The organism is Methylobacterium sp. ap11, assembly GCF_900110515.1.
In the GTDB taxonomy this organism is placed as follows: domain Bacteria; phylum Pseudomonadota; class Alphaproteobacteria; order Rhizobiales; family Beijerinckiaceae; genus Methylobacterium; species Methylobacterium ajmalii.
Map to the genome: position 1 here is coordinate 12,390 of NZ_FOEB01000018.1, position 12,174 is coordinate 24,563.

6 protein-coding genes are annotated in these 12,174 nt (G+C 69.6%); 5 read left to right on the plus strand and 1 reads right to left on the minus strand.

The window, feature by feature from the left end; all coding sequences use genetic code 11:
* The first annotated feature begins 147 nt into the window (after positions 1-147).
* A complete protein-coding gene (locus tag BMX97_RS22380; protein WP_091753463.1) occupies positions 148-777 on the plus strand; it encodes a carboxymuconolactone decarboxylase family protein in 630 nt (209 codons plus the stop codon).
* Positions 778-780: 3 nt separating this feature from the next.
* Here the strand turns inward: BMX97_RS22380 and BMX97_RS22385 are convergent, their stop codons facing one another.
* Positions 781-1,842 carry a threonine aldolase family protein gene (locus tag BMX97_RS22385; protein ID WP_091753519.1) on the minus strand — a complete coding sequence of 354 codons (1,062 nt, stop codon included), beginning with the start codon at positions 1,840-1,842 and terminating at the stop codon, positions 781-783.
* Between the two features lie 718 nt (positions 1,843-2,560).
* Here BMX97_RS22385 and gltB point away from each other — a divergent pair.
* The 4 genes from gltB (at position 2,561) to BMX97_RS22405 (ending at position 12,131) form a co-directional block, all read left to right on the plus strand.
* On the plus strand, positions 2,561-7,270 hold the full coding sequence (gene gltB / locus BMX97_RS22390) for a glutamate synthase large subunit (protein ID WP_091753464.1): 4,710 nt from the start codon (positions 2,561-2,563) through the stop codon (positions 7,268-7,270).
* 226 nt (positions 7,271-7,496) lie between these two features.
* Complete coding sequence (locus BMX97_RS22395) at positions 7,497-8,099, plus strand: glutathione S-transferase family protein (RefSeq protein ID WP_091753465.1); 603 nt, start codon at positions 7,497-7,499, stop codon at positions 8,097-8,099.
* Positions 8,100-8,144: 45 nt separating this feature from the next.
* Positions 8,145-9,572 carry a glutamate synthase subunit beta gene (locus BMX97_RS22400; protein ID WP_091753466.1) on the plus strand — a complete coding sequence of 476 codons (1,428 nt, stop codon included), beginning with the start codon at positions 8,145-8,147 and terminating at the stop codon, positions 9,570-9,572.
* Positions 9,573-10,106: 534 nt separating this feature from the next.
* Positions 10,107-12,131, plus strand: a complete 2,025-nt coding sequence (locus BMX97_RS22405) for a TonB-dependent siderophore receptor (protein ID WP_244538594.1) — start codon at positions 10,107-10,109, stop codon at positions 12,129-12,131.
* Positions 12,132-12,174: the final 43 nt, after the last annotated feature.

Consider the following 12,174-nt stretch of genomic DNA (forward strand, 5'->3'; position numbering starts at 1 on the left):
GCGGGTGAGGCCCCGCATTCCCCTCGTGCTCGGACAATAACCTGTTAACCGCGGGAATGAGGCGGGATTGCGGGAGCGCGGCCGGCATGGGAGCCGGTCTTTCGGCTAAGGGACGACACCCGAATCGTCTCCCCGGAGGATCACGCCATGCCGCGCCTGCTGCCCGCCCTACTCCTCGCGCTCCTGCCCGCTGCCGCCTGGTCCGGCGCGGCGCTCGCCGAAGACCGGCTGCCGACGATCCCGCCCGCCCAGTACGGCCCGGAGCAGAAGCAGGCCGCCGAGGCCTTCGAGGCCGCCCGCAAGGTGCCGGTCTTCGGCCCGTTCGAGCCGCTGATGCACTCGCCCGAGGTGATGACGCTCGCCCGCTCGATGGGCGACTACCTGCGCTACAAGCCGAAGATCGGCACCACGCTGTCCGAACTCGTGATCCTGGTGAATGCCCGCCACTGGACGCAGGACTACGAGTGGTACGTCCACGCGCCGATCGCCAGGAAGGTCGGCATCGCCCCCGAGGCGATCGCGGCGATCCGCGACGGCCGCCGCCCGACCGGCCTGCCGGAGGACCAGGAGACCGCCTACGACTTCACCGCAGAGCTCCTGCAGAACAAGCGCGTCTCGGACGCGACCTTCGCCCGGGCGGAGAAGCTCTTCGGCAAGCCGGGCGTCGTCGATCTCACGGCGGTCAGCGGGTACTACACCTTCCTGGCGATGGAGCTGAACGTCGCCCGCTATCCGCTGCCGAAGGACGGCACGCCGCTGCCGCGGCTGCCGGAGTAGCCCTCAGGCGGAGCGCCGCGCCAGGGCGAGGAGCGCCTCCACCTCCGCTTCGGTGGTGGAGAAGGCGGTGATCAGGCGGATCATCCGCTCGTCCTCGCGCACCGCCTCGCCCGCGGGCAGGCTGCGGCTCGTCCAGTCGTAGTAGAGCGCGCCGCCCTCCCGCAGGGCGGCGTCGAGGCGGGCGGGCAGGATCGGGAAGAGCTCGTTGCCCCGGACCGGCCAGGCGAGGCGCACACCACTCATCTCGGACAGGCCCGCGGCAAGCCGCGCCGCCATCCGGTTGGCATGACGGGCATTGGCGAGCCAGTGGTCGTCGGCGAGATAGGCGTCGAGCTGCGCGGCGAGGAAGCGGCCCTTCGACAGGATGTGGCCGGCGCGCTTGCGGCGGAAATCCAGCGTCTCGGCGAGGTCGGGGCGGAAGACCAGGATCGCTTCCGCGGCGAGCGCGCCGTTCTTGCTCGCCCCGAAGGACAGGATGTCGATGCCCGCCCGCCAGGTCATCGCGGCCGGCGAGCAGCCGAGCGCCGCGAGGGCGTTGGCGAAGCGCGCGCCGTCCATGTGGACGGTGAGGCCGTGCGCATGGGCGATGCGCGAGAGCGCCGCGATCTCGTCGACCGTGTAGACCTGCCCGCTCTCGGTGAGCTGCGACAGGGTGAGGGCGCGCGGCGGCATCTGCTTCACGTGCCGGGTCAGCCCGCCGAGGAACCGGTCGAGGGTCTCGGGCGCGATCTTGCCGCCGGCGCCGGGCAGGCCCTGCAGCTTGGCGCCGTGGGTGTAGAATTCAGGCGCGCCGCACTCGTCCTCCATGACGTGCGCCTCCTCGTGGCAGAGGCACAGGCCGAAGGGCGGCACCATCACGGAGAGCGCCAGCGCGTTCGCCGCGGTGCCGGTCGCGACCGGGAACACCGCGAGGTCGGGATGCTCGAACAGCGTCCGGAAGCGCGGGGTCAGGCCGAGCGTCAGCGGGTCGGCCCCGTAGGCCGGCATCGCGCCGCCGTTGTGGCGCACGATCGCCTCCAGGATCGGCGCGCTCGCGCCCACCACGTTGTCGCTGGCGAAGTTCATCGGCCTGAAGGCTCCCGCGGTCGCGAGCCGGGCCCGCATGCAGCCATCATGGCGGGTGCGGCGGGTCCGCACGAGTCGTCCCGGCTCATGCCGGTCATGCTCTGCCGGGCGGCCGTGCGACGTTCGACAGGGGAAAGATGCGCGGTTCCGGGCGAATTCGGCGTTTCGTTGCGACCCGGGAACGCGAAACGCAAGAAAAGCACAAGCCAGGACGGAATGGGCTCTTGCTGGACCGATTGAAATCTGGCAGGTTCCTCGAGTTAGGACAGTACCGCTGTCCCATTTTCCCGGCCGGGCCCCGTGCCCCCCGGGTCGCAAGGGCGCTGGCTTGTGGCTTGCACGACGGCCAAACGAGATACCAAACGCGCCGCCATTCGGGCGGTGCGGGCGCACGCGGGCTGACACCAGCCTGCCGGGCGCTCGCGAGGTGCGGGCGCTCCCTTCGCGAGACGCGACCGACCCTCCCGCGGACTGAAACAACACGAGGCGGCGGCCGCGCCCTCGGCCCGCACGCCCCTGCGGCGACCCTGCGTCGGCCGCGCCACTTCGCCCGCTCGGGAAGCGGGTATAACTCGCCCCGGACCGGGCCTGCCTCATCGGCAGGCGCGCCGGTCCGTGCGGCGGGCAGTCCCATCACGGCCGGCGCGCGACGTGGCGCACCTGCCGCCTTCGACATGAACGAGCGCGCTCGCCCGCGAGCCTAATGGGAGATGAGACCATGAGCGGCACGGATCAGTCGCGGTCCCGGACCGGGACCCAGCACCCCTCCCGCGGGCAGGCGGTCCCCGCCCTCGTCGTGCGCGATCCGGCCCTGCCGGCGCGCCAGGGCCTCTACAACCCGGGCAACGAGAAGGACGCCTGCGGCGTCGGCTTCATCGCCGACATGCACAACCGCCAGACCCACGCCATCGTGCAGCAGGGCCTGCAGATCCTGGAGAATCTCGACCATCGCGGCGCCGTCGGCGCCGACCCGAAGATGGGCGACGGCTGCGGCATCCTGGTGCAGGTCCCGCACGGCTTTTTCGCGGCGGAGGCCGAGCGCCTCGGCATCAAGCTGCCGGAGGCCGGCCATTACGGCGTCGGCCAGCTCTACATGCCGCGGGACGAGGAGGGCTTCCAGCTCGTCGAGAAGATCGTCGAGAAGGCGATCGCCGACGAGGGCCTGGCGCTGCTCGGCTGGCGCGACGTGCCGGTCGATCCCTCCGACCTCGGCGAGAGCGTGAAGGCGAGCGAGCCGCGCCACCGCCAGGTGTTCATCGGCCGCCCGGCGTCGAGCGCCGATCAGGACGCCTTCGAGCGCCGGCTGTTCCTCGTCCGCAAGGTGATCTCGAACGCCGTCTACACCCTCAAGGACGAGCGGCTGAAGGAGTTCTATCCGGTCTCCCTGTCCTCGCGCACCATCGTCTACAAGGGCATGGTGCTGGTGAACCAGCTCGGCCACTACTACCTCGACCTGAAGGACGAGCGCTTCGTCTCGGCGCTGGCGCTCGTGCACCAGCGCTTCGCCACCAACACCTTCCCGACCTGGCGCCTGTCGCACCCCTACCGGATGGTCGCCCATAACGGCGAGATCAACACGCTGCGCGGCAACGTGAACTGGATGGCGGCGCGTCAGGCCAGCGTCGATTCGGAGCTGTTCGGCAACGACATCTCGAAGCTCTGGCCGATCTCCTACGAGGGCCAGTCCGACACCGCCTGCTTCGACAACGCGCTCGAGTTCCTCGTCCAGGGCGGCTACCCGCTCGCCCACGCGATGATGATGCTCGTGCCGGAGGCCTGGGCCGGCAACCCGCTGATGAGCGAGGAGCAGCGCGCCTTCTACGAGTACCACGCCGCCCTGATGGAGCCGTGGGACGGCCCGGCCGCACTCTGCTTCACCGACGGCCGCCAGATCGGCGCCACCCTCGACCGCAACGGCCTGCGCCCCGCCCGCTACCTCGTCACCGACGACGGGCTCGTCGTGCTCGCCTCCGAGATGGGCGTGCTGCCGATCCCGGACGAGAAGATCGTCTCGTCCTGGCGCCTGCAGCCGGGCCGGATGCTGCTCATCGACCTCGAGAAGGGTCGCATCGTCTCCAACGAGGAGATCAAGAACGAGCTCGCCGCCGCCCACCCCTACAAGGAGTGGCTGAAGCGCACCCAGATCGTGCTCGAGGACCTGCGTCCGGTGCAGCCGCGCGAGTCGCGCACCGACGTGTCGCTGCTCGATCGCCAGCAGGCCTTCGGCTACACCCAGGAGGACCTGAAGCTCCTGATGCAGCCGATGGCCGTGACCGGCCAGGAGGCCGTCGGCTCGATGGGCTCGGACACGCCGCTCTCGGCGCTGTCCGACAAGCCCAAGCTCCTCTACACCTACTTCAAGCAGAACTTCGCGCAGGTGACGAACCCGCCGATCGACCCGATCCGCGAGGAGGCCGTGATGAGCCTCGTCTCGTTCATCGGGCCGCGGCCGAACATCCTCGACCTCGAGGGCACCTCGCGCAAGAAGCGCCTCGAGGTGCGCCAGCCGATCCTGACCAACGCGGACCTGGAGAAGATCCGCTGCATCGGCCACTTCGAGGACCGCTTCGACACCAAGACCCTCGACATCACCTATCCGGCCGAGACCGGCGCGCAGGCGATGGAGGGCGCGCTGGACCGTCTCTGCGACCGCGCCGAGGCGGCGGTGCGCGGCGGCTACAACATCATCGTGCTCTCGGACCGCGCCGTCGGGCCGGACCGGATCCCGATTCCCGCGCTGCTGGCCACCGCGGCGGTCCACAACTACCTGATCCGCAAGGGGCTTCGCACCTCGGTCGGGCTCGTGCTCGAATCGGGTGAGCCGCGCGAGGTGCACCACTTCGCGTGCCTCGCCGGCTACGGCGCCGAGGCGATCAACCCCTATCTTGCCTTCGAAACGCTGATCGCGATGAAGGACGAGCTGCCGCCGGAGCTCACCGACGACGAGATCGTCTATCGCTACATCAAGTCGATCGACAAGGGCCTGCTCAAGGTGATGTCCAAGATGGGCATCTCGACCTACCAGTCCTATTGCGGCGCGCAGATCTTCGACGCGATCGGGTTGAACTCGGCCTTCGTCGAGCGCGACTTCTTCGGCACGGCGACCACCATCGAGGGCATCGGCATGGCCGAGGTCGCCGAGGAGACGGTGCGCCGTCACCGCGACGCCTTCGGCGACGCGCCGGTCTACCGCACCGCCCTCGATGTCGGCGGCGAGTACGCCTACCGCCTGCGCGGCGAGGCCCATACCTGGACGCCCGACACCGTCGCGACGCTCCAGCACGCGGTCCGGCTCAACCTGCCCGAGCGCTACCGGGCCTTCGCCAAGATGGTGAACGAGCAGGAGAACCACCTCAAGACGATCCGCGGCCTGTTCCGGATCAAGAGCGCGGCGGAGCTCGGCCGGACCTCGGTCGAGATCGACGCGGTCGAGCCGGCGGTCGAGATCGTCAAGCGCTTCGCGACGGGTGCGATGTCCTACGGCTCGATCTCCAAGGAGGCGCACGAGACGCTCGCGATCGCCGTCAACTCCTTCGGCGGCCGCTCGAACTCGGGCGAGGGCGGCGAGGAGCGCGAGCGCTTCCGGCCGCTGCCGGACGGCCGCTCGCGCCGCTCGGCGATCAAGCAGGTCGCCTCGGGCCGCTTCGGCGTCACGACGGAATACCTCGTCAACGCCGACATGATGCAGATCAAGGTGGCGCAGGGCGCCAAGCCCGGCGAGGGCGGCCAGCTGCCGGGCCACAAGGTCGACGCCAAGATCGCCAAGGTCCGCCACTCGACCCCGGGCGTCGGCCTGATCTCGCCGCCGCCGCACCACGACATCTACTCGATCGAGGATCTGGCCCAGCTGATCTTCGACCTCAAGAACGTCAACCCGGCGGCCGACGTGTCGGTCAAGCTGGTGGCGGAGGTCGGCGTCGGCACGGTGGCGGCCGGCGTCGCCAAGGCGCGCGCCGACCACATCACCATCTCGGGTTTCGACGGCGGTACGGGTGCGGCGCCGCTCACCTCGATCAAGCATGCCGGCGGTCCCTGGGAGATCGGGCTGGCCGAGACCCAGCAGACGCTGGTGCTCAACCACCTGCGCGGCCGGGTGGCGCTCCAGGCCGACGGCGGCATTCGCACCGGCCGGGACGTGCTGATCGCGGCGCTGCTCGGCGCCGACCAGTTCGGCTTCTCGACCGCGCCGCTCATCGCGGCGGGCTGCATCATGATGCGCAAGTGCCACCTCAACACCTGCCCGGTCGGGGTCGCGACCCAGGATCCGGTGCTGCGCAAGCGCTTCAAGGGCACGCCCGAGCACGTCATCAACTACTTCTTCTTCGTCGCCGAAGAGGTCCGCGAGCTGATGGCGGCCTTAGGGATCACCAAGCTCGACGACCTGATCGGCCGGTCCGAGTACCTCGACAAGCTCGCGGCGATCTCGCACTGGAAGGCCAAGGGCCTCGACTTCACCCGGCTGTTCCACAAGCCGGAGGTGCCGGAGACGGTGGCACTCCGTCACGTCGAGACCCAGAAGCACCCGATCGACCAGGTCCTCGACCGTCGCCTCATCGCGGCTGTCGGCGACGCGATCGAGACCGGTGTCGCGGTGACCGTCGAGGACACGATCCGCAACTCCGACCGGGCCGCGGGCGCGATGCTGTCGGGCGCCGTCGCCAAGGCGCACGGCCACGAGGGTCTGCCGGACGACACCCTGACGGTGAAGCTCACCGGCACCGCCGGCCAGAGCTTCGGCGCCTGGCTCGCCGCCGGCGTGACGCTCAGCCTGACCGGCCACGCCAACGACTACGTCGGCAAGGGCCTGTCGGGCGGCAAGCTGATCATCCGGCCCACGGATGCGCTGGGTTCGCCGTCGGACCGCACCATCATGGTCGGCAACACGGTGCTGTACGGCGCCATCGCGGGCGAGGCCTACATCCGGGGCGCGGCCGGCGAGCGCTTCGCGGTCCGCAACTCGGGCGCCATCGCGGTGGTCGAGGGCATGGGCGACCATGGCTGCGAGTACATGACCGGCGGCGTCGTCGTGTCGATCGGCGAGACCGGGCGCAACTTCGCGGCCGGCATGTCGGGCGGCATCGCCTACGTGCTCGACGAGGACGGGTCGTTCGCCAAGCGCTGCAACCTGTCGATGGTCGATCTCGAGCCGGTCGAGGAGGAGGACGAGTTCATGCGCCGCTTCCACCAGGACGGCGACCTGGAGACCAAGGGGCGGATCGACATCCTGGAAAACATGTCGGGCCACGACGAGGAGCGCCTCGTCGGCCTCATCAACAACCACCTGAAGTATACCGGCTCGGTGCGCGCCAAAGCGATCATCGACAACTGGGACACCTACCGCACCAAGTTCGTGAAGGTGATGCCGGTCGAGTACCGCCGGGCGCTTCGCGAGATGGAGCGGGCCCGGATGCCGGTGGCGGCGGAGTAGCGCCAACCTGAACCCTCCCCCCTCTGCGGGGGAGGGTGCCCCGCGGAGCGGGGCGGGAGAGGGGCAGCGCGACGCTGATTCAGATGGCGCCTGTCATGATGGTCGCGACCTTTCCGGACGCGGCGTCCCCTCTCCCGGCTCGCTTACGCTCGCCACCCTCCCCCGCAGAGGGGGGAGGGTTGGGGTGGCGACTGATCGACGATCGGGGATCGAAGAGGAGACTGCGGTGAAGGTCTACGGCGACATGATGTCGGGCAACTGCCTGAAGGTGCGGTACGTCGCCGACCACCTCGGGCTCGCCTATGACTGGATCCCGGTCGACATCATGACAGGCGAGACCCGGACGCCCGAGTATCTCGCCCGCTTCCCCGCCGGCCAGGTGCCCGGCGTCGAGTTCCCGGATGGACGCTGCCTCGCCCAGTCGAACGCGATCATCCGGTATCTCGCCCGCGGCTCCACCCTGCTGCCCGACGATGCCTGGACCCAGGCCAGGATCGACGAGTGGCTGTTCTGGGAACAGTACAACCACGAGCCGACGATCGCGGTCTGCCGGTTCCACATGCGCTACCGGGGCGAGCCGGCCGAGACCCGCGACCCGAAGAAGGTGGCTGGCGGCGAGGCTGCCCTCGACCGGATGGAGCGACACTTGACTACCGCCGCGTGGTTCGTCGGCGATGCCGTCAGCATCGCGGATGTCGCCCTCTTCGCCTATACGCAATTCGCCGACGAGGGCGGATTCGACCTCTCGGGCCGGCCCGCGATCCGGGCCTGGCTCACCCGCTGCGGGGACGCGCTCCCCACATCCGCCACCGTCGCCGGGGTCGCCTAAGACCCGCCGCCGGCCCGATCACTTCATGAACTGAGCACTCACCCGATGGGCAAGGTCACAGGCTTCCTCGAGTTCGACCGGCAGGAGCAGAAGTATCAGCTCGCGGCCGACCGCGTGCGTCACTTCCTCGAATTCACCCTGCCGCTCGACGAGCACGACCTGAAGAAGCAGGCGGCGCGCTGCATGGATTGCGGCATCCCGTTCTGCCACGGCCCGACGGGCTGCCCGGTCCACAACCAGATCCCGGACTGGAACGACCTCGTCTTCAACGCGGATTGGGAGGAGGCGGCGCGCAACCTGCACTCCACCAACAACTTTCCGGAATTCACCGGCCGCATCTGCCCCGCGCCCTGCGAGGAGGCCTGCACCCTCAACCTCGAGAACCAGCCGGTCGCGATCAAGACCATCGAGCAGGCCATCGCCGACAAGGCCTGGAGCATGGGCTGGGTGGTGCCCGAGCCCGCCGCGGTGAAGACCGGCAAGAAGGTGGCGGTGATCGGCTCGGGTCCGGCCGGCATGGCTGCGGCCCAGCAGCTCGCCCGCGTCGGCCACGACGTCCACGTCTTCGAGCGCGAGCCGAAGGCCGGTGGCCTGCTGCGCTACGGCATTCCCGACTTCAAGATGGAGAAGCGCCACATCGACCGCCGGGTGCGGCAGATGGAGGCCGAGGGCGTGCAGTTCCATTACGGCGTCAATGTCGGCGTCACCCGCTCCTTCGCCAGCCTGCACGACGAGTTCGACGCCGTGCTGTTCGCCGGCGGCGCCGAGGCCCCGCGCGATCCCGGCCTGCCGGGCCAGGAGCTCGAGGGCGTGCACTTCGCCATGCCCTACCTCGTCCAGTCGAACCGCCGCGTCGGCCACGAGGCCGCGACCCCCGAGGAGCCGATCCTCGCCGCCGGCAAGAACGTGGTGGTGATCGGCGGCGGCGACACCGCGTCGGACTGCGTCGGCACCGCCTTCCGCCAGGGCGCGCTCTCGGTCACCCAGCTCGACATCCGCCCGCGCCCGCCGGAGCGCGAGGACAAGCTGACCGTGTGGCCCTACTGGGCGACCAAGATGCGCACCTCGTCGAGCCAGGCGGAGGGCGCCGAGCGCGAGTTCCAGGCCGCGACGCTGCGCATCGAGGGCAACAAGAAGGGCAAGGTGAAGGGCGTGGTCTGCGCCCGGGTCGACGAGGCCCGCAAGCCCATTGCCGGCTCCGAGTTCCTGCTGCCGGCCGACCTCGTCTTCATGGCGATCGGCTTCGCCGGTCCGGTCGCCCAGGGCCTCGTCGAGGAATCGGGCGTGGCTCGCGACAAGCGCGGCAACGTCCAGGCCGACGACGTCCAGTATCGCACCTCGACCGACAAGGTCTGGGTCGCGGGCGACATGCGCCGCGGCCAGTCCCTGGTGGTCTGGGCGATCCGCGAGGGTCGGCAGGCCGCCCGTTCCATCGACGAGGCGCTGATGGGGACGACGACCCTGCCACTCTGAGGCGGGATTTTCTGGGCGGGATTTCCTGCGCGGATTTCTCGGCGGGGCCCAGCCCCGCCGGCACGATGCGTGGCTGCCGATCGCGGGGTCCGCTCCATCCGGGGCGGGTCCCGTCGTCGTTTTCCGAACCCCGCGAGGGTAGGGCGGTCGACCCCGCCCAGCCGGATGCCCCAAGGATCGATGCGCGACGCCAACCTTCTTATATCTATTCTAATTCACTCAGTGGAAGGCGAGTTATCCACTGGCACGAACACTGTCGAAGATGCCTCGATGCCACACCGATGGCGATTGCGACCGGGGCTGGAATCGTTCCAGATCTTGGCTCTACATGGCGATTGATTGCCGACGGGCGAGCGCCTAACGCCGCCAGGAGATCGTCGTCTTCCCTGGTAGGTTCCCGTGCACCCAACCCCTCGTCCCGCCGGCCGACACCGGTCGTCGCTCGTCCTCGCACTGCTCGCGGGCGCGGCGCCGGTCCTGGCCGGCGGCAGGGCGACGGCGCAGGAGGCGGGTGAGGCCATCGCCCTCGACGCGATCACGGTCGCCGGCGCACCGGCCTTCCGGGAGACGGCCATCGGCCCGGTCCAGGGCTACCGCGCCACCCGCAGCGCCACCGCGACCAAGACCGACACGCCCCTGCGCGACGTCCCCCAGACCGTCAACGTCGTGCCGCGCGAGGTCCTGGTCGACCGGGCTGAGACGCGGCTCGCCGACGCCTTGTTCAACGTCAGCAACGTGCAGCCGGGCGGCACCATCCAGGGCCGCAGCGACACCTTCATCATCCGCGGCTTCCGGACCCAGACCTACGCCATCGACGGCGTGTTCATGAACCAGGCCAATACCTTCTACCCGGTCCAGCGCGACCTCGCCGACGTCGAGCGGATCGAGGTGCTGAAGGGCCCGGCCTCGGTGCTCTACGGGCGGGGCGATCCGGGCGGCGTCATCAACATCGTCACCCGCCAGCCGACCCTGGTGCCGACGGCGGAGGCCAGCATCCAGGCCGGCAGCTTCGGCTTCCGGCGGGTCCAGGCCTCGGCCTCCGGGGCCGTGCCGGGCACCGACGGGCTCGCCGCCCGCCTGAGCTTCGGAACGCAGGTCGACCCGACGTTTCGCGATCTCGCCGGGCGCGACAATTCCCGGTTCTTCATCGCGCCGGCCTTCAGCTGGAACCCGAGCCCGGACACGCGGGTCACGTTCATCGGCGAGTTCACCCGCCAGGACACGGTCTACGACGAGGGGCTGGTCGCCCGGAACGGCCGCGTACCGCTCGACAACATCTCGCGCTACTACGGCGAGCCGTTCTCGCGCTACAACGCGAATGCGAATTTCGGCACGCTGAAGGTCGAGCACGACTTCAACGAGCACCTGATGCTGCGCCAGGTGATCAACGCGCAGGGCGGCAGCTTCGACGCGATCGCGGCCCGGGCCATCGGCGTCTCGGCCAACGGGCTCACGCTCACCCGCCGCACCACCGCGACCACCTCGACCTACGCCGCCGTCGACAGCCAGACCGAGCTGGTGGCGAAGTTCGACTGGCTCGGCCTGCGCCACACGGCGCTCCTCGGGGTCGAGTACGTCAACGGGTACCGGCGGGCGATCACCACGCAAGGTCCGCTCGCCTCGGTGAGCTTCCTCAACCCCGTTCCCGGCCTCTCGCTGCCGGGCGCGCTGTCGCTGCAGAGCGATCTCAAGCAGAAGACCGAGCTGACCGGGCTCTACGCCCAGGACCAGATCGACCTCGGCTACGGCCTGCAGCTGCTGCTGGGCGTGCGGTACGACACCGGCTCGCAGTTCTACTTCAGCCGCACCCCGACATCGCGTACGATCCCGCCGGACCAAGAGCTTTCCGGCGTGTCGCCGCGGGTCGGGCTGATCTACCGGGTCGCCGAGCCGCTGGCGCTCTACGCTAGCTACACCACCTCGTTCAAGCCGCAGACCGCCAACGTCTTCGGTGCCGCCAACCCGCCGCCGGAGACCGGCGAGCAGGTCGAGGTCGGCACCCGGTTCGAGTTCTCGCCGGACCTGAGCCTGACCGCCTCGGTGTTCGACATCACCCGCAACAACGTCGCGGCGAACGATCCGGTCAATACCGGCTTCTCGATCATCACCGGCCAGCAGCGCTCGAAGGGCGTCGAGGCCGATCTCGCCGGCACCATCCTGCCGGGCTGGAAGGTCATCGGCGGCGTCGGCTACACCGATGCCCGGGTGACGCGCGATCGATTCATTCCGGTCGGCAACCGTCTCGACGGCGCGCCGCAATTCAGCGGCAGCGTCTGGACCACCTACCAGTTCGACGAGGGGTTCTGGCGCGGCCTCGGGCTCGGGGCCGGCGTGACCCATGTCGGCGCGCGCTTCGGCGACATCACCAACACCTACAAGGTCGGCGCCTATACCCGGGTCGATGCGGCGGTCTTCTACGACCTCAACGAGCACGCCCGGTTCTCGCTGAACCTGAAGAACCTGACCAACGCGCGCTACATCGAGGCGCCGTTCAACCAGTTCAACAACATCCCGGGCGCGCCGTTCTCGGTGCTGGCGACGCTCACGGCGCGGCTGTAGCGCCTTCCGCGTTGCGATCGCTCGCGTCGCAAAGCGGGACTTC

Excerpts from the sequence above, each read along its gene's own strand:
- BMX97_RS22380 (WP_091753463.1), top strand. The coding sequence starts at position 148 with ATGCCGCGCCTGCTGCCCGCCCTACTCCTCGCGCTCCTGCCCGCTGCC.
- BMX97_RS22385 (WP_091753519.1), bottom strand. The coding sequence starts at position 1,842 with ATGAACTTCGCCAGCGACAACGTGGTGGGCGCGAGCGCGCCGATCCTG.
- gltB (WP_091753464.1), top strand. The coding sequence starts at position 2,561 with ATGAGCGGCACGGATCAGTCGCGGTCCCGGACCGGGACCCAGCACCCC.
- BMX97_RS22400 (WP_091753466.1), top strand. The coding sequence starts at position 8,145 with ATGGGCAAGGTCACAGGCTTCCTCGAGTTCGACCGGCAGGAGCAGAAG.